Below are 18,238 nucleotides of genomic sequence, written 5' to 3'. Positions count from 1 at the left end.
GATACGTATAAAACGTATCACAATATAAGAACCCACCTTGCGGTGTGTTCTTGTCAGCATGATATACATTGTTAAAGAGCGACTGTTCAATAAACAGTGATAAAGCGACGTGCGACAAACAACAGCACAGCGACTTATCAGTGGTCACGAAACATTTACAAACGGTATTAAGGTTAAAACTTAAGATACTAAATAATGGTGGAGCCAAGCGGGATCGAACCGCTGACCTCCTGCGTGCAAGGCAGGCGCTCTCCCAGCTGAGCTATGGCCCCATCTAGCAACCAACTTTCCGGGTAATTTTATTCAAGACAAGGCATTTTATGGTGAAGCATGGCATTTCATGCGAGTCATAAAATGACGCCGTATTGGATAAAATTTGGTGGGTCTGGGCAGACTTGAACTGCCGACCTCACCCTTATCAGGGGTGCGCTCTAACCAACTGAGCTACAGACCCGGTTTACTATCACCTCGAAGGCATGGCTAACTAGCCAACCTCACACTACTTTTTACTAAAAGCGGAGAGTGCGCTCTAACCAACTGAGCTACAGACCCAAGAGGGGATCGTGCTTAAACCGTTTGCTCTATGATCTGATCAGGTAATTCATTGTGGACGCTTACTGACTGTGACGCATCGTTTAAGGAGGTGATCCAGCCGCAGGTTCCCCTACGGCTACCTTGTTACGACTTCACCCCAGTCATGAACCACACCGTGGTGATCGCCCTCTTGCGTTAGGCTAACCACTTCTGGTGCAGTCCACTCCCATGGTGTGACGGGCGGTGTGTACAAGGCCCGGGAACGTATTCACCGTGACATTCTGATTCACGATTACTAGCGATTCCGACTTCACGGAGTCGAGTTGCAGACTCCGATCCGGACTGAGACCGGCTTTAAGGGATTCGCTGACTCTCGCGAGCTCGCAGCCCTTTGTACCGGCCATTGTAGCACGTGTGTAGCCCTACCCGTAAGGGCCATGATGACTTGACGTCGTCCCCACCTTCCTCCGGTTTGTCACCGGCAGTCTCCTTAGAGTTCCCGACATTACTCGCTGGCAAATAAGGACAAGGGTTGCGCTCGTTACGGGACTTAACCCAACATTTCACAACACGAGCTGACGACAGCCATGCAGCACCTGTCTTATAGTTCCCGAAGGCACAATCGCATCTCTGCAATCTTCTATAGATGTCAAGGGTAGGTAAGGTTCTTCGCGTTGCATCGAATTAAACCACATGCTCCACCGCTTGTGCGGGCCCCCGTCAATTCATTTGAGTTTTAACCTTGCGGCCGTACTCCCCAGGCGGTCGACTTATCGCGTTAACTTCGCCACAAAGTGCTCTAGGCACCCAACGGCTGGTCGACATCGTTTACGGCGTGGACTACCAGGGTATCTAATCCTGTTTGCTACCCACGCTTTCGCACCTCAGTGTCAGTATCAGTCCAGAAGGCCGCCTTCGCCACTGGTATTCCTCCCGATCTCTACGCATTTCACCGCTACACCGGGAATTCTACCTTCCTCTCCTGTACTCTAGCCTCACAGTTCCGGATGCCGTTCCCAGGTTGAGCCCGGGGCTTTCACAACCGGCTTATAAAGCCACCTACGCGCGCTTTACGCCCAGTAATTCCGATTAACGCTTGCACCCTCCGTATTACCGCGGCTGCTGGCACGGAGTTAGCCGGTGCTTCTTCTGCGAGTGATGTCTTTCCTAATGGGTATTAACCACTAGGCGTTCTTCCTCGCTGAAAGTGCTTTACAACCCTAAGGCCTTCTTCACACACGCGGCATGGCTGGATCAGGGTTGCCCCCATTGTCCAATATTCCCCACTGCTGCCTCCCGTAGGAGTTCGGGCCGTGTCTCAGTCCCGATGTGGCTGATCATCCTCTCAGACCAGCTACGGATCGTTGCCTTGGTAGGCCTTTACCCTACCAACTAGCTAATCCGACATAGGCTCATCCAATAGCGGGAGCCAAAGCCCCCTTTCTCCCGTAGGACGTATGCGGTATTAGCCTGGGTTTCCCCAGGTTATCCCCCACTATCGGGCAGATTCCTATGCATTACTCACCCGTCCGCCGCTCGTCACCCAAGAAGCAAGCTTCTCTGTGCTACCGCTCGACTTGCATGTGTTAGGCCTGCCGCCAGCGTTCAATCTGAGCCATGATCAAACTCTTCAGTTTACAATCATTGTGATCCTTACTTGTCATCCGAGGACAACAAAAGCGGAATCAAACTTGGCTCAAGGTTCAAACGAATTCATTCAAAACGGATTAAAAAGGCAATGCCTTTAAAATCTTATTGCTTGAGTCGCTTGCCTTGATATTGGGTGATTTGTCACCAACATCAGCAAGCGCCCACATGAATTACCTGATCAAATTGTTAAAGAGCGTTTCGCTGTGGCTATCGTGTTGTGATAGCGGGCCAACCGTTGAACTGTTTGGCCTCAGCGAGGAAGGCGTATTCTACGCACTTCCGAGCGTTTGTCAATCTGCAATTTTCGCGGCCAATTTGACGACCCAACAAAAACGCTAACCTACTGACAAACCGAAGTTTTTCAACTTCATTCACCGCTGGTAACGCTTGGCGTCCCCGGCAGCGGATGCGTACTTTACGGACTCGCTGCCGCCTTGGCAAGGGCTATGGTGAAAAAAACACACGTCATATCATTCGGACACTTTTGCGAATCAAACCTAGGCCTATATGAGCAATGTGCAAGCGCCTATTCACTTAAGATCACGGGGCAAATCCGATACCAATGAATCCGGCCCCAGATCAGCGATACTTCTCGCCCCGGTGAGCGTCATCGCCACGCGCATTTCCTTTTCAAATAGCTCAAGCAAATGCGTGACGCCCGCTTCGCCAGCAGTGGCCAGCGCATAGATGAAGGCCCGGCCCAGCAATACGGTATCGGCACCCATAGCGATCATCCTCACAACGTCAAGTCCGCTGCGCACGCCGGAATCAGCAAGAATGGCCAGATCACCTTTAACCGCGTCGGCAATCGCTGGCAAGGCGCGCGCAGTAGAGGGAACGCCATCAAGCTGACGGCCGCCATGATTAGAAACAACGATACCGTCTGCACCGAAGCGAACCGCATCACGGGCGTCCTCAGCATCCAGTATCCCTTTAATAATCATCGGCCCGTCCCAGAGTTCGCGAATCCACTCCAGGTCTTTCCAAGAAATAGCCGGGTCGAAGTTGGTAGCCAGCCAGGCAATGTAATCCTCCAATTCGGTTGGCTTACCGCGGTAATCAGAGACGTTACCCAAGTCATGAGGACGGCCCTTAATACCAACATCCCACGCCCAGAAAGGATGCATTGCAGCCTGAGCCATACGCCGGATCGGCCCGTGCTTACCGCTCATCCCAGAGTGAGCATCGCGATAGCGCGCGCCCGGCACCGGCATATCAACGGTAAAGATCAGTGTTTTGACGCCGGCGGCCTTAGCTTGCTCCAGAACGTGTTTCATGAAGCCCCGGTCCTTCAGCACGTAAAGCTGGAACCAGATGGGTCGATCAATCGCCGAGGCCACCTCTGCAATGGGACACACCGACACTGTCGATAGCGTGAACGGTATGCCTTTATTCGCAGCCGCTCGCGCCGCCTGGACTTCCCCTCGCCTAGCGTACATACCTGCCAGCCCCACCGGAGCCAGCGCAATCGGCATGGCCAACTTTTCACCGAATAGCTCAGTTTCCAGCGATAGCGAGGACATGTCCTTGAGCACTCGCTGGCGTAAGGCGATGCCGGAGAGATCTTCGACATTACGCCGCAACGTATGCTCGGCGTATGCTCCCCCGTCGGCATAATGGAACAGAAAGGGAGGAATACGCCGCTTAGCGGCTTTTCGGTAGTCCGTGGAGGCTGAAATAATCATGGCGAGCCCTATTTAGTAGATGCGCGCAGTTGACGCGCGATACATCGGCGTATTCAGAGTCAACAATTGGTTTTACCAATTGACAAAATATGGAACCAACATTAGTGAGGCACCATAGGCGTGTCAAACGATGATGCGGTTTAACGGCCCTGCATAGCGCTATACTTTAGTTCAACGTTACTACTAATGATGCTGGGTCAATGGCCACCCGCCTCTGCCAGCACTTGAGCTGTCTGTTCAAAGCTTTTAATATTGGTCTTACCAATTGAAGGAGCTACCCGACATGAGCTATCCACCGCTCCGCCAGCAGCGTTTGGCCGATGTTATTACCGAGCGTTTAGAAGCCATGATGCTAGAGGGCAGCTTAAAACCTGGGCAGCGCCTTCCCCCAGAGCGTGAATTAGCGGAGCGTTTTGGCGTCTCGCGCCCCTCTTTACGTGAAGCGCTTCAAAAATTAGCCGCGCGCGGCTTACTGACCAGCCGCCAAGGCGGCGGTACCTTTGTAAACGACGATCTAAGCAATGGCTATACCGATCCACTGCTGGAAATGCTTTCTCGGCACGGCGAGTTCAACTTAGATCTACTCGAATTCCGCGATGCAATGGAAGGAATATCCGCCTATTACGCCGCACTGCGCTCAACGCCCGCTGATAAAGCGATCCTCATCCAGCGCTTTGAAGAACTAGACGGCGGTTTTGCCGGCGCCGATCCTGTTCATGAAGCCAAGCTTGACGCGGCGTTCCATCTTGCCATCGCCGAAGCCGCCCACAATGTTCTGCTGCTACATACCATTCGCGGCATCTTTCACCTGCTTGAAAAGAGCATTGTTAATAATCTGGCTCACTTGTTTGCCAAACCCGGCTCGCGCAGCCAGTTAATGCAGCAGCACCGCGCCTTACTTGATGCCATTTTGGAAGGACGTGCAGAAGACGCCCGCGCTCGCGCTCATGAGCACCTAGCGTTCGTTGAAGAAGGGCTGCTTGAAGTGGCACGTGCGGAGACGCGGTCACAACGCGCCCTTCGCCGCGCCCAAGGCAGTCGAAAGACATCGGCATGAACAGCACTGAGAGGGGTCAGTCTGACATACATAGCCAGACCCCCGCCCCCTTGCAGCCACGCTGGCGTCGCCTATGGCTATTGATCATTTCGCTCGGCTTATTGCTGTGCATGTGGCAGGCCGCCCAACTGGCCCGAGAGCAGGCGCTTTCTGACTTACAGGACGATGCCGAAAACGAGCTGCGCCTGTCTGCCGCCAATTTAAACGGCTATTTACTGCGCTACGACTACCTGCCACAAATGCTCGCGACAAGAGAAGGCGTGCAGCGCTTTTTAGCCTCTCCCGACAGCCAGGACTCGATGCCGCTAAACATGCTGCTGGATCGTTTCCGCTTCACGGCAGGCGTTTCAGATGTCTATTTGCTAAATCGCGATGGCGATACTATTGCCGCCAGCAACTGGCATCGATCTAACACCTTTATCGGCCACAACTATGCTTTTCGCAGCTATTACACCGAAGCAATTGCGGGCCGCCAAGGTAGGTTTTATGGCTTGGGCACCCAATCCCTTGAGCGGGGCTACTTCTTTTCAGCACCGATTTGGCTCGACGACACCTCGCCCGACGCCAAGCCTGACGGCGTATTAGTCATCAAAGTACTGCTTGATGACGTTGAAGAAAGCTGGGCAAAGCAGGATGCGGAGCTGTTTGTCACCGACAGCGACAACATCATCTTCATGGCCAGCCATCCAGGGCTGCGTATGAACGCCCTTTACCCGCTCTCCGATGAGCAGCGTAAAATCCTGCGCGCAACACGGCGCTATGCGATGGATCCGCTAACATCCTCGGGCATCAACGTCATTGCACCTTACGGCCTGGGCAGCCAATTAGTCAGTTTCTCCCAGGGCCCTTTAAGTAAAGGCAACTACCTAAGCTTGACGCGACCTATCCCTGAGTTTGGCTGGCAGATGCATATTTTAAAGCCGCTAACGCCAGTAATCAGCGCCCAATGGGTCGCCGCTCTCATGGCGGGCGGCCTCTACGGCATGATTGCGCTTGGCGCCGGCATAGGCTGGCAGCGGTTGAGGCTTCGCCGTGAGCGGGAAGCGTTTGCCGAGCGCGAACGCCACACCCTGGCCCGCGTTCGCGATGAGCTTGAGGTTAGTGTAGAAAGGCGCACCCGTGATCTGGTCGCCAGCAACCAGCGACTTTCTGATGAAATTGAAGAGCGCCGTCGCGCTGAAGCCAACTTACGCCAAACGCAGGATGAGCTTATTCAGGCGGCCAAACTGGCCGTATTAGGGCAGCTCGCCGCGGGCATCAACCATGAGCTGAATCAGCCGCTGGCCGCTATTCGCGCTTATGCTGAGAACGCCCGACGCTTTATGGCACTCGCACGCCATGAAAAAGCCGACGCCAATCTTGAGCAGATTGTCGAGCTGACCGAACGTATGGCCGATATAAGCGCACAGCTGCGCCAGTTTTCACGCAAGAGCAGCGAGCGCCAAGAGACCATTTCCGTACAGGCCTGTATCGACTACGCCTTGCGCTTATTTCAAAGCCGCCTGCGCGAAGGCAACATTGCGATTATTCAGGATTGGCCCGATGAAACGCTATGGGTGAAAGGCGACCTAGTACGCCTGGAGCAAGTGCTGGTTAATCTAATCGGCAATGCCCTGCAGGCCATGAAAGCCGAACCCGCACCGCAGCTGACCCTAAGCGCTAGCATCCACCATCAGCAGGTGAATATTAGCGTTGCCGATAACGGACCCGGCATTCCAGAGGAGCATTTAGGGCATGTGTTTGAACCCTTTTTCACCACCAAGGCGCCAGGCAGTGGCTTAGGCTTGGGCCTCTCGATCTCTTCACGCATTATGGACGATCTAGGCGGTAAGCTGCAGGCTGCTAATCGACCCGAAGGGGGCGCTTGCTTCACTATTACGCTACCCCACTCAACGTTAACGCATGTCCAGGAGCGCTCTCACTATGCATGAACCGTCGACCCTGCCGGTCATGGTGATCGACGACGAACCACACCTTCGAATCACCGCCAGCCAAACCCTCGAGCTTGCAGGCTACACGCCCTATTGCTATGAATCCGCTGAACAGGCACTCGCCGCCTTAACGCCCGACTTTCCGGGCGTGATTGTCAGCGACATACGCATGCCCGGCATGGATGGCATGGCGTTACTGCACGAGCTACATGCCCGCGACGCGACGCTGCCGATCATTTTAATTACCGGCCACGGCGACATTTCGACCGCGGTAGAGGCAATGCGTGCAGGGGCGTGGGATTTTCTTGAAAAGCCCTTCGCCGGTGATCAACTATTGGATGTGGTGCGCCGTGGCATCGAGAAGCGCCAGCTCAGTTTAGAAAACCATCGCCTGAAAGCCGAACTGCAAGTACAGCAGGCCGCGCTGGGGCCGCGCCTGGTCGGCCGTACGCCGATCATCTCGCGGCTGGCCGCCATGATTCAGCGCATCAGCCAAGTGGAAGCCGATGTGCTGCTATTTGGTGAAACGGGTACCGGCAAAGACCTGGTGGCCCGCGCCATTCACGAGCGCAGCGGGCGGCGCAATAGCCCCTTTATGGCCATCAACTGCGGCGCAGTGCCCGAAAACACCATTGAGTCCGAGCTATTTGGCCACGAAAAAGGCGCCTTTACCGGTGCCGTAGAGCGGCGTATCGGCAAGTTCGAACATGCTAACGGCGGCACGGTATTTTTGGATGAAATTGAATCCATGCCCATGGCGCTGCAGGTCAAACTGCTACGGGTGCTGCAAGAGCGCAGCGTGGAACGGCTGGGCGCGAATGAAACGGTACCACTCAACATTCGCGTCATTGCCGCCACCAAGGTGGATCTAAAGATAGCGTCTGAAGAGGGCCGCTTTCGCGAAGACCTGTATTACCGCCTTAACGTGGTCACTCTGCCGCTGCCGGCCCTGCGCGAACGGCGCGAAGACATTCCCCTGCTGTTTCAGCATTTTGCCGTCGTAGCTGCCAATCGCAGCGGACTGGAAGCGCCGGTCATAGACAGCTCAGGCATTGCCGTTCTGCTCGCACATGACTGGCCCGGCAACGTGCGCGAATTGCGCAACCTTGCCGAGCGCTACGTGCTGCTGGGCGCCGCCTTTGATTATCGTCTGGATGCACTACTGGAAGGGGTTAGCGCCGACACTCAGGAGCCCACTCTGCCCCGCCAGGTGGAGCTGTTTGAAAAAAGCCTGATCAGCCAATCCCTGGCGCGCTATCACGGCCGAGTCACCGACGTGTGTCGCCACTTAGGGATTCCGCGCAAAACCTTTTATGACAAGCTCAAAAAGCACGGCCTCAATGCCGATGACTATCGCCACAGCAGCGAGCCCTGATGCAGCAGCTCACCCAGCACTGACCAGGGCGGTACCCAGGGCACCAGCGTTAACGTGGCAATCAGCATCAGTAGATTAGACATAGGCCGCCGGCTATCGCCTAGCTTTAGCGCCGTTCCGAACGAACGCTTTAGCCGAGCGCCTTCAAGATCAACGCTGTACACCTCATCTAAACTCAGATGAATTAGAAATCCGACCAGCGTGGCGGCGCCATGCGACCAGGCAAGCCACGCCGGCTGGCCAAGCAGATTAAAACTCAGCGCGGCGGTGGCCAGGCTACATAGCCCCCCCGCGAGCAGTGAGTGCCAGATGCCGCGATGCACGGTTAAACGCGAAAACAGTACGCTGGCCAAATAACGCACGCAGAAGTAGATCCCACCGCAGGCAACCAGCAGCGCACCGGGCGTGAGCCATGGCTGAAGCAGCAGTGCACCCAAGACCAAGGCTGGCACTGAAAGAAGATTAAAAATCAATCGGATAGAATGTGATCGGTCGGCATCGATGTCGGGCAGAATGCCCCCAAACGTGACCAGCGCAACCATCACCACCGCTTGAGAAGGCGGCCACCAATGGCCCTTCCAGGCTGCGTAAGCTATCAGCATGCCGCCCGCCGCTGCCACTGTAATATGCGTGCGAAAGTTAGCCATGACGCGGCACCCCAGAAAACTGGATAAATTAACAGATTTCTGGCCGACGCGACACGACTATTTACGAAAAAAGGTTGGCAGGGCAACCGCTTAGAGAAAAGGCATCAAACTGACTATTCGGCCAAAAAGCGGTCTTTCAATTTAACGTAGTTACCGGCGGTATAGGGGAAGAAAGCACGTTCGGATTCTTTCAGCGGGCGCAGCGGTTTGGCCGGGTTACCGGCATAAACGTATCCGCTTTCCAGATGCTTACCCGGCGTTACTACGGCGCCAGCGGCAATAATGACTTCATCTTCAACGACCGCGCCATCCATCACAATCGCGCCCATGCCCACCAATATCCGACTACCCAGCGTGCAGCCATGCAAAATCGCCTTATGGCCGATGGTCACATCGTCACCAATAATGAGCGGAAAACCCGCCGGGCTAAAGTCACTTGCGTGGGTAATATGCAGCACGCTGCCATCCTGCACGCTGGTACGCGCGCCGATTCGGATACGATGCATATCGCCGCGGATAACGCTCATCGGCCAAACGGAGCAGTCATCCCCCAGCACCACATCACCAATGACTACGCTTGCCGGATCAATATACACGCGCTCGCCAAGCGACGGCTCCATGCCCTGATAGCGTCTTAACGCACTGCTCATAATTTGCTCCTGCGGTTCTCGATAGACCGTTTAAAGAATATGACTCGCTGACAATAGCGCTTAATGACAGCCAAGAAAGCCTTACAGCAATCCTGTCAGTAGCACGATAAAGGTCAGCGGAATCGATACCCAGCGAAGAATATTTCGCCACACTAAATAGCCGCGCTCGCCGGCACCCAATGCGCTGATGACTCGCTCTTGGGGCATCACCCAAGCGGCAAAAATGGCGATCATCAATCCGCCTAAGGGCAGAAAAACATCCGGCGGTATACTGCTGACCAGCTCGAACACGTTGCGCCCAAAGAGCGGCCGGAACTCAGCAAGCGTTGAAAACGAGAAGGCGGATAGCAGGCCGATTAACCAGACGCTTACCGCCACGACCAGCGTCGAAAGGCTGCGACGCAGCCCCAGCCCCTGCAGCGTCGCGACCATGGGCTCGGCTAGGTTAATCGCCGAGGTCCAGGTGGCTAACAGCAGTAATAAAAAGAACACGCTCAGCCATACTGATCCCCACGGCAATTCAGAAAATGCGATAGGCAGCGTGACAAACATTAAGCCTGGGCCTTCGGCGGGGTCCATGCCTTGGGCAAACACCACCGAGAAAATCGCAATACCCGCCAGTAGCGCAACGCTGATATCGAGCACCGCTACCGCAAACGCGGCTTTTGGCAGGCTTTGCTCTTCAGGCATATAAGCCCCGTACGCCATTAATGCGCAGGCCCCAACCGCCAAGGTAAAAAACGCATGCCCCATTGCATGGACAACCACCGATGGCGTTAGCGCATCGAAAGAGGGCAGAAATAGCCACGCCAACGCGGTGCCAAAGCCATCCGTCGTGGCGGCATAGCCTGCTAATAGCAGCAGCAAAAAATACAGCAGCGGCATCAGCAAATTGTTAAGCCGCTCCAGACCTTTGGCAATACCGGCCGCCACAACGGACATGGTCATAAATAGAAACAGAGTATGATTAAAAATAAGCAGGCCTGGGTTAGCCAAGAAAGCGTCAAAGCCCGCGCCAATCTCCTCAGCGCTCGCGCCGTTGAAATTACCGTTCACGGAGGCAACTAAAAACTCAATCGACCAGCCGGAGACCACCGAGTAGAACGATAAGATACAAAATACGGTGAACGCGCCAAATAGCCCCAGCCAACGCCAATGAGGCGATGCCCCCGCCTCTGACGCCAAGGCCCCTAACGCCTGCATTGGCCCGCGGCGTCCGGCTCGGCCAATTAATATTTCTGCCATCATGACGGGAATGCCTAGCAGCAGCACAAACGCTACATAAACCAGTAAAAATGCCGCACCGCCATTTTCTCCAGCCACGTAGGGAAAGCGCCAGATGTTGCCTAAACCCACTGCAGCACCTGTTATTGCCAAGATAAAGGCCCGCTTAGACCCCCAGCGCTCCAGCGTTTCGCTCATCGTATGCTCCTGCCGTTAGCGGCATTAAAAGGCGGCAAGACTAGCAGGCGCTTGCACGCAGGCCAAACGCTGACCTTCAACCTGCCATTGAAACGCGGCCCCACTGCCCGCACTGTGTCATCATTATCGCGCGTTTTGCGCTTCCTATACGATTTTAAAAACGATGCCACCTGAGGTGCCTATGTCCTCCATCCCCCTGCCCTCCAATCCGTTGCTTGAGACGCACAAGCTCCCCCCTTTTGCTGACATTCGCGCCGAACACGTTGAGCCTGCGGTAGAAACCCTGCTAAACGAAAGCCGCGAGGCCATTGACCTTCTCGCCCAGCAGGCCGCTGCCACGCCGCCCACTTGGGACAATTTCGCAGCGCCGTTTGAGGCCGTCAACGACCGGCTCACCCAAGCGTGGTCACCAATTTCTCATCTCAACGGCACCATGAACTCCCCCGAATTACGCGAGGCGTATCAGGCATGCCTTGAAAAGCTTTCTGCTTTCGGCACCTGGGTGGGCCAACACGAAGGGCTTTTCCATGGTTGGAAAGCGCTGAAAGAAGGTCCGGCCTGGTCATCGCTAGATGCCGCACAGCGGCGCGCCGTCGAGAACGCCTTACGCGATTTCCGACTAGCCGGTGTTGACCTGCCCGAGGATCAGAAAGCGCGCTACGGGAAAATTCAGTCGCGCCTGTCACTACTCTCGAACCAGTTTTCGAATAACGTTCTGGATGCCACCCAGGCATGGCACAAAGATATTGATAGCTTAGATGCGCTCGCGGGCGTCCCAGAAAGTGCCTTAGATACCTTAAAAGCCACCGCCGAGGCGAAAGGCGTGGCGGGCTATCGGATTACCTTGGACTTCCCCAGCTTTTTCCCTGTCGTCAGCTACGCCGACAGTCGCGAGCTGCGCCGCGAGGTATATACCGCTTTCATTACCCGTGCCTCAGACCAAGGCGCGGATGCAGGCAAGTTTGATAACGCCGCCATCGTGGAAGAGATTTTGTCGTTACGTAGCGACATTGCCCAGCTGCTTGGCTTTGCCACCTATGCTGATTATTCTCTGGCCACTAAAATGGCCGAATCTCCCGAGCAGGTGCTCGAGTTCCTCAACGACCTAGCCCGCCGTGCGCTGCCCCAGGCTAAAGAAGAATTTGCCGAACTGAGCGCCTACGCCCGTGACGAGCTAGGCCTGGAAGTACTTGAGCCGTGGGACGTTGCCTACGCCAGCGAGAAACTGCGCGAAGCGCGCCACGCTATCTCCCAAGAACAGCTGCGTCCTTATTTTCCCGCACCGCGCGTCATTGATGGCTTGTTTCAAGTGGTTGAGCGCCTCTACGGCGTGCGCTGTGAAGAAGATACCGAGGCGACTCGCTATCATCCCGACGTACAATACTTCCAGATTACTGAAAACGGCCAGCCGATTGCCGGCTTTTATCTTGACCTCTACGCCCGTGAAGGCAAGCGCGGCGGTGCTTGGATGGCGGACTGTAGGGTACGCCGTCAAACCGACCAGGGCCTGCAGCTGCCGGTGGCCTTTCTAACCTGCAACTTCACGGCACCGGTCGGCGGCCGCCCTGCGCTGCTGACCCACGACGAAGTCACGACCTTGTTCCATGAGTTTGGGCACGGCCTTCACCATATGCTCACCAAGCAGCATATTGCGGATATTTCCGGCATTAACGGCGTGGCCTGGGATGCGGTCGAGCTGCCCAGCCAATTTATGGAGAACTACTGCTGGGAGCGTGAAGGACTAGACCTGCTGGCCAAGCACGTGGATACCGGCGAGCCGCTCCCCTTCGATCTGCTAGAGCGCCTGCAGGCAGCCAAGAACTTCCAGTCGGCCATGGGTATGATGCGCCAAATCGAGCTCTCGCTATTCGATTTACGCCTGCACCATGAACTCAGCGCCCCTAGCGCCAGCGACGTGCAGGGACTGCTCGATGACGTGCGGGCCGCGGTGTCAGTGCTGCCAAAAGTCTCTTTCAATCGCTTCCAAAATAGCTTTGGGCATATATTTGCTGGCGGCTACGCGGCCGGCTACTACAGCTATAAGTGGGCGGAAGTGCTCTCGGCAGATGCCTGGAGTGCCTTTGAAGAGGCTGGCATCTTCGATCCAGAAACAGGCCAGCGCTTTCGTCGCGAAATCCTGGAACAGGGCGGCGCTCGTGATGCCGCCGACCTGTTCGTTGCCTTTCGCGGTCGCGAACCCAGCGTTGAGCCACTGCTTCGCCACTGCGGTATCCGCGCCGCTTGAAACACGTTATCAAGTACACGTTTCAAACCATTGTTTCATGCGCGGCGCCTTGGGCGCCGCGCATCTGATGCCTAGGAGTCTATTATGTCGACGGTTAAGCGCTTTATTGCCGGCGTGATCTGCCCGCGCTGTGCGGAGATGGATCGTATCCGCGCCTGGGAGCAGAATGGCATTCGCTACCGCGAATGCGTCAGCTGCGATTTTTTCGAACAGCTGCCTATTGAAGAAGATGCCCTTACCGAAATGACCACTCGGGTGAACCAGGTGCGCGACGATCAGAAGCAGCAAGATGTACAGCCCGTACGCATCATGGACCCCGGCAAGCCCTCGCGTTAAACGCACTTTTCATCCCGCTAAGGAAGGCCTAACCAAGCACCGCGAGCCTAGCGTCTTCCTCCTCAATGCGTCGACTGCTGACTAATGGCGCCTGACCGGCCTCATTAGTGTGCGGCTATCCGCACATTCAAAATAGCCATCGTGCGAACACTCGGACACTTTGTCCGCCTGGGCTTGCCACGAAAGTTTAATGTGCTTCTCTTAACCAACTGATTTTAAAAAAATAACAATTAAATGGCACAACTATCGCTGTTATAACCTCTGAATAGTCTGATTCATGCCGTGCCAACGAGCAGCATCGAACATGACCGTCAGTCAATAATCCCAATAACAGCTAGGAACTTTCGCCATGCGCAAACATATGCCTAAGACCTTCACGCTACTTGCCAGCAGCGCTCTTCTTATAGCGGCGGCCAGTAGTGCCCAAGCTCAAGCCGATCGCTCAGATTGGCCGGATAACTTCACCGTCGGTACCGCAAGCCAAGGTGGCACGTTCTTCGTTTACGGCTCAGGCTGGGCGAACTTTATTGCTGAGGAAGTTGGCGTATCTGGCGGCGGTGAAGTCACCGGCGGCCCTACGCAAAACTTAGCGCTAGTACATACCGGTGACATGGCGTTTGGCTTAACCACCATGGGCCCTGCGTCTGATGCTGTGAACGGTGAAAGCCCGCTGGCACCCGGCATGAAGATGGACAACGTCTGTGCCATGTTCCCCATGTACGAAACGCCGTTCTCAATTGCGGCACTATCTAGCAGCGGCATCGAATCCATCGCTGACATTCCGGATGGCGCGCGTATCGGCTTTGGCCCCGCGGCGTCCACGTCTGACACCTACTTCCCCGCGATCTTAGAAACGCTCGGCGTGGATTTTGAGCGTCGTAACGGTGGCTGGTCAGACCTAGGCGGTCAGTTGCAGGACGGCTTGCTCGACGTCGTTGCGTTCGCTGCCGGCATCCCGATTCCCGCCGTCAGCCAGCTGGAAGTGCAAACGGACGTCAACATTATTGAGTTCACCGAAGATGAGCTAGCCACCGTGCTGGAAAACTATCCGGTCGCTGAGTTCATGATTCCCGCTAATACGTACACGACGCTTGAAGAAGATGCTCGTGCCGTTTCCATGTGGAACTTTGCTATCGCTGGCTGTGACCTTCCGGAAGACTTCATTTACGAAGTGACCAAGGCGACCATGGAAAACAACGAGCGCATGCGCTCAATCCACCGCAGTGCTGAAACCACAATTCCAGAAAACATTGTGCACAACACCGTACTGCCCTTTCATCCAGGCGCTGCGCGTTGGTACAAAGAGAACGGCTATGAAATTGCTGATGACATGATCAACTAAGCAACGTTTACCGCTCTAACTGCCCCGTCTCGGCCTTGCCGGGCGGGGCAGATTTCGCTCCTGCTATCCCTTTGTCTGCTTTTGCTGTGAGGGTGAACTCTAATGAGTCACAAAACCGACCAAGAACCCAACGGTCTCAATGATGATGCCAACGTGGCGTCAACAGTACCCGAGTCCATTGCCGATGGTGTCGATGACGACGTTGTTGAATCTAATCGCCGCCTGTTTGCCGGCTGGCAGTTCTTATTATTTGCGGCATTAGCCATTGCTTATTCTAGCTTCCACCTGTTTTCCCTAAACGTGTACCCGATGGAAACCTGGTCGTTTCGGATTGTGCACATAGCCGGGGCGCTTATTCTCGGTTACGGGCTATTTGCCGGCGCTCGATTTGCCGACGAGGAACACCAAACGTCAGGTGCATGGATTAAATGGGTGAGCTACGCACTGCTTATTCCTGCGGCCTATACGTTGGCGCAAGTCTTTTTAATGCACCAAACGCTCAGCGGCGGTGCGATGCGCATCGACCCTAACATCGAAAACTGGCATTACGGCTACCCGCTGATGGCGACCACGGCCTGTGCCGTTGTGCTGTCCTGGTTTTATCGTCAGGCGCGGCATCGCTTTAACCCTGCCGACCTTGTGCTCATGGTATGTGCGCTGGCCAGCGCCGGTTATTTGCTAGTGGCTTTCAACACGAATATACGCATGTCGACGGGCACCTCCTTTGCGCCGTCAGGCATCTCTTGGGCGGCGATCGCGGGCTCGCTACTGATTCTTGAGCTTACCCGCCGCGTGGCCGGTTTAGCCTTGGTCGTCATTTCAGCGGTGTTCCTGGGCTATGTTTTCGTCGGTCCTTATTTACCCGGCTTTTTAGGCTACCCGGGGCTGTCGCTACAGCGCTTCTTCAGCCAGGTGTATACCGATGCCGGCATTTTAGGCCCCACCACCGCCGTATCATCGACCTATATTATTCTGTTCATTATTTTTGCCGCGTTCCTGCAAGCGTCGAAAGTGGGCGACTACTTCGTCAACTTTGCTTTCGCTGCTGCAGGGCGCGCCCGCGGTGGCCCGGCCAAAGTGGCTATTTTTGCGTCTGGCTTGATGGGCATGATTAACGGCACCTCCGCAGGCAACGTGGTTTCCACCGGCTCGCTGACCATTCCATTGATGAAGAAAGTCGGCTATCCGGCGCGTAGCGCGGGGGCGATCGAAGCGGCGGCTTCAACGGGTGGGCAAATCATGCCGCCGATTATGGGCGCCGGTGCGTTCATCATGGCCGAAGTGACGGGCATTCCGTATACCGAAATTGCCATTGCGGCGATCATTCCGGCGATTCTTTATTTTGCCTCTATCTACTTTATGGTCGACTTTGAAGCCGCCCGTAAAGGCATGCGCGGCATGCGCAAAGATGAGATCCCGCTGTTCTCCAAGCTGGTTAAGCAGGTCTATCTGTTCGCGCCGATTATTATTCTGATCGCGGCGTTGTTCATGGGCTACTCGGTGATTCGTGCGGGCACGCTGGCAACCGCGTCAGCGGCCGTCGTAAGCTGGATTTCACCCAATAAAATGGGTATTCGTGCGATTCTTAAAGCGCTGCAAATCGCGGGCACCATGTCGGTTCAGATTATCGCCGTGTGCGCCTGTGCGGGCTTAATCGTGGGCGTTATCTCACTGACCGGCGTTGGCGCTCGCTTCTCGTCGTTACTGCTTGGCTTAGCCGGTGTTAGCCAGCTGCTGGCGCTGGTATTCGCTATGCTGATTAGCATTTTGCTCGGTATGGGCATGCCGACCACCGCCGCCTATGCCGTCGCCGCCTCCGTGGTAGCGCCTGGCTTGATCAATATTGGCATTGAGCCGCTGATCGCTCACTTCTTCGTGTTCTACTTTGCGGTGGTGTCGGCGATTACTCCTCCCGTTGCGCTGGCGTCTTATGCAGCGGCCGGTATTTCTGGCGACAATCCAATGGGCACGTCCGTGGCATCGTTCAAGATTGGCTTGGCCGCCTTCATCGTGCCGTTTATGTTCTTCTACAGCCCTGCCATGCTGATGGAAGGCACGCCGATGGAAATCCTGCGCGTGGGGGTCACCGCAACGCTGGGTATTATCTTGCTGTCAGGCATGGTTCAAGCGTGGTTCTTTGGGCCGGTCAACGCATGGCAACGCGTACTGATGCTGGTGGGCGCCATGTTTATGATCTATGGCGGTATTTATACCGACGTTCTGGGGCTTGCGATTGGTATCGGGCTGTTTGTCATGCAGCGTAAGCTACATGGCAGTGGTAATAAAACGGCTCAAGCTGGCTAATCACGCTAAGCCGCTAAACGCTAAGTGTAAAAAACCCCGCTCAATGGTCATTGAGCGGGGTTTTTAGTTACTGGATGCTTAACAGCGCATCTTAGCCGGTCAGGTTGTCGACTATTTTGAGCACCGGTGCTGCTTGGTTGAGAGTATAAAAATGCAGGCCGGGGGCGCCGCCATCCAACAGTCGCTGGCAAAGCTGGCTCACCACGTCGGTTCCAAAGGCGGCAATCGCCTCACTGTCATCGCCATAGGACTCTAGCTGCTTGCGAATCCAGCGGGGAATCTCAGCGCCGCAGGCATCAGAGAAGCGCGCCAGCTTAGTGTAGTTGGTGATCGGCATAATACCGGGAATGATCGGCTGTTCGACCCCAAGCGCGCGAACTTTATCGACAAAATTGAAATAGGCATCGGCGGTGAAAAAGTACTGGGTGATCGCCATGTTGGCGCCAGCCTTCATTTTGCGCACGAAGTTTTCCACGTCTTTATCTAGATTAGCCGCCTGTGGATGAGACTCTGGGTAAGCCGCGACCGCAATCTCGAAATGATCGCCGGTTTCAGCACGAATAAACTCCACCAGCTCATTGGCATAGCGTAATTCGCCAATGCTTGCCATGCCCGACGGCATATCGCCACGCAGGGCAACCAGACTATTCACGCCTTCTTCGCGATACTGCGCTAGCAGATCACGCAACTGCGCTTTTTCACTGCCAATACAGGATAGGTGCGGCGCGGTCGTGATGCCGCTTTGGCTAACGGTGCGTACCAGCTCACGCGTGCGCGCCTGCGTCGACCCACCGGCGCCATAGGTGACTGAAAAAAACCGCGGCTGCCGGGCAGCTAGCTCATCACGAACGTGTATTAGCTTGTCGTGCCCAGCATCAGTATTGGGCGGAAAGAATTCAAAGCTGATACCCAGCGGATGCTCAAGGCTGCTCATGGAATTTCCTTTTTAGGGTCAATAGGCGTGATATTTTGAGGTATTCTCGCTGTTCAGATGCGCTAGGGCTAATGAAAGATTTCACGCTCGGCCTTTAATTCGGCTCATGTTGGCTGACCAGAATAC

At 55.3% G+C, this 18,238-nt stretch carries 12 protein-coding genes, 2 tRNA genes and 1 rRNA gene; 7 read left to right on the top strand and 8 right to left on the bottom strand.

Annotated elements, in window-relative coordinates; translation table 11 throughout:
* Positions 1–196: 196 nt before the first annotated feature.
* The 4 genes from KUO20_RS01620 to lldD form a co-directional block, all read right to left on the bottom strand.
* Positions 197–272: transfer RNA gene (locus KUO20_RS01620), tRNA-Ala, on the bottom strand.
* A gap of 105 nt (positions 273–377) precedes the next feature.
* A tRNA-Ile gene (locus tag KUO20_RS01615) sits at positions 378–454 on the bottom strand.
* Between the two features lie 182 nt (positions 455–636).
* Positions 637–2,171: ribosomal RNA gene (locus KUO20_RS01610) — 16S ribosomal RNA — on the bottom strand.
* 543 nt (positions 2,172–2,714) lie between these two features.
* Positions 2,715–3,869, bottom strand: coding sequence for an FMN-dependent L-lactate dehydrogenase LldD (lldD, locus tag KUO20_RS01605; protein WP_235041181.1), 1,155 nt, complete (start codon positions 3,867–3,869; stop codon positions 2,715–2,717).
* A 283-nt stretch (positions 3,870–4,152) separates the two neighbouring features.
* On the opposite strand from lldD, the gene KUO20_RS01600 reads away from it, so the two are divergent.
* The 3 genes from KUO20_RS01600 to KUO20_RS01590 are packed head-to-tail and all read left to right on the top strand — an operon-like array spanning position 4,153 to position 8,232.
* Positions 4,153–4,926, top strand: a complete 774-nt coding sequence (locus tag KUO20_RS01600) for a GntR family transcriptional regulator (protein ID WP_235041180.1) — start codon at positions 4,153–4,155, stop codon at positions 4,924–4,926.
* Positions 4,923–6,857, top strand: coding sequence for a sensor histidine kinase (locus KUO20_RS01595; protein ID WP_235041179.1), 1,935 nt, complete (start codon positions 4,923–4,925; stop codon positions 6,855–6,857). The genes KUO20_RS01600 and KUO20_RS01595 overlap by 4 nt, the downstream gene beginning before the upstream one ends.
* Positions 6,850–8,232 (top strand): sigma-54-dependent transcriptional regulator, encoded by a 1,383-nt coding sequence (locus tag KUO20_RS01590; protein ID WP_235041178.1) that lies wholly within the window; start codon positions 6,850–6,852, stop codon positions 8,230–8,232. Before KUO20_RS01595 ends, KUO20_RS01590 begins: the two co-directional genes overlap by 8 nt.
* Here the strand turns inward: KUO20_RS01590 and KUO20_RS01585 are convergent.
* The 3 genes from KUO20_RS01585 to KUO20_RS01575 all read right to left on the bottom strand — a co-directional run bounded on the left by KUO20_RS01585 (position 8,208) and on the right by KUO20_RS01575 (position 10,951).
* Positions 8,208–8,879, bottom strand: coding sequence for a metal-dependent hydrolase (locus KUO20_RS01585; protein WP_235041177.1), 672 nt, complete (start codon positions 8,877–8,879; stop codon positions 8,208–8,210). The two genes, KUO20_RS01590 and KUO20_RS01585, sit on opposite strands and share 25 nt — an antisense overlap.
* Before the next feature lie 113 nt (positions 8,880–8,992).
* A complete protein-coding gene (locus tag KUO20_RS01580) occupies positions 8,993–9,529 on the bottom strand; it encodes a gamma carbonic anhydrase family protein (RefSeq protein WP_235041176.1) in 537 nt (178 codons plus the stop codon).
* Positions 9,530–9,610: 81 nt separating this feature from the next.
* Positions 9,611–10,951: a sodium-dependent transporter gene (locus tag KUO20_RS01575; protein ID WP_235041175.1), complete on the bottom strand. Its 1,341-nt coding sequence runs from the start codon at positions 10,949–10,951 to the stop codon at positions 9,611–9,613.
* A gap of 196 nt (positions 10,952–11,147) precedes the next feature.
* Here KUO20_RS01575 and prlC point away from each other — a divergent pair, with 196 nt between their 5' ends.
* From prlC to KUO20_RS01555, 4 genes are all read left to right on the top strand, one after another.
* Positions 11,148–13,196 carry an oligopeptidase A gene (gene prlC, locus KUO20_RS01570; RefSeq protein WP_235042397.1) on the top strand — a complete coding sequence of 683 codons (2,049 nt, stop codon included), beginning with the start codon at positions 11,148–11,150 and terminating at the stop codon, positions 13,194–13,196.
* Positions 13,197–13,280: 84 nt separating this feature from the next.
* The gene (locus KUO20_RS01565; RefSeq protein ID WP_235041174.1) at positions 13,281–13,532 is read left to right on the top strand and encodes a YheV family putative zinc ribbon protein; all 252 of its coding nucleotides are present in this window, start codon (positions 13,281–13,283) and stop codon (positions 13,530–13,532) included.
* A 349-nt stretch (positions 13,533–13,881) separates the two neighbouring features.
* Entirely contained in the window at positions 13,882–14,874 is a 993-nt protein-coding gene (locus tag KUO20_RS01560) for a TAXI family TRAP transporter solute-binding subunit (protein ID WP_235041173.1), read from the top strand.
* Between the two features lie 102 nt (positions 14,875–14,976).
* The gene (locus tag KUO20_RS01555) at positions 14,977–17,178 is read left to right on the top strand and encodes a TRAP transporter permease (protein WP_235041172.1); all 2,202 of its coding nucleotides are present in this window, start codon (positions 14,977–14,979) and stop codon (positions 17,176–17,178) included.
* A gap of 91 nt (positions 17,179–17,269) precedes the next feature.
* Here the strand turns inward: KUO20_RS01555 and metF are convergent, their stop codons facing one another.
* Entirely contained in the window at positions 17,270–18,112 is an 843-nt protein-coding gene (metF, locus tag KUO20_RS01550; RefSeq protein WP_235041171.1) for a methylenetetrahydrofolate reductase [NAD(P)H], read from the bottom strand.
* Between the last annotated feature and the right edge of the window lie 126 nt (positions 18,113–18,238).

The organism is Vreelandella profundi (assembly GCF_019722725.1).
Classification (GTDB): Bacteria; Pseudomonadota; Gammaproteobacteria; order Pseudomonadales; family Halomonadaceae; genus Vreelandella; species Vreelandella profundi.
Note: the sequence above shows the minus strand (reverse complement) of the source record. Positions and strands in the feature narration are given on the sequence as shown.

Coding starts and splice junctions, on each gene's coding strand:
- lldD (WP_235041181.1), bottom strand. CDS start 3,869: ATGATTATTTCAGCCTCCACGGACTACCGAAAAGCCGCTAAGCGGCGT.
- KUO20_RS01600 (WP_235041180.1), top strand. CDS start 4,153: ATGAGCTATCCACCGCTCCGCCAGCAGCGTTTGGCCGATGTTATTACC.
- KUO20_RS01595 (WP_235041179.1), top strand. CDS start 4,923: ATGAACAGCACTGAGAGGGGTCAGTCTGACATACATAGCCAGACCCCC.
- KUO20_RS01590 (WP_235041178.1), top strand. CDS start 6,850: ATGCATGAACCGTCGACCCTGCCGGTCATGGTGATCGACGACGAACCA.
- KUO20_RS01585 (WP_235041177.1), bottom strand. CDS start 8,879: ATGGCTAACTTTCGCACGCATATTACAGTGGCAGCGGCGGGCGGCATG.
- KUO20_RS01580 (WP_235041176.1), bottom strand. CDS start 9,529: ATGAGCAGTGCGTTAAGACGCTATCAGGGCATGGAGCCGTCGCTTGGC.
- KUO20_RS01575 (WP_235041175.1), bottom strand. CDS start 10,951: ATGAGCGAAACGCTGGAGCGCTGGGGGTCTAAGCGGGCCTTTATCTTG.
- KUO20_RS01565 (WP_235041174.1), top strand. CDS start 13,281: ATGTCGACGGTTAAGCGCTTTATTGCCGGCGTGATCTGCCCGCGCTGT.
- KUO20_RS01560 (WP_235041173.1), top strand. CDS start 13,882: ATGCGCAAACATATGCCTAAGACCTTCACGCTACTTGCCAGCAGCGCT.
- KUO20_RS01555 (WP_235041172.1), top strand. CDS start 14,977: ATGAGTCACAAAACCGACCAAGAACCCAACGGTCTCAATGATGATGCC.
- metF (WP_235041171.1), bottom strand. CDS start 18,112: ATGAGCAGCCTTGAGCATCCGCTGGGTATCAGCTTTGAATTCTTTCCG.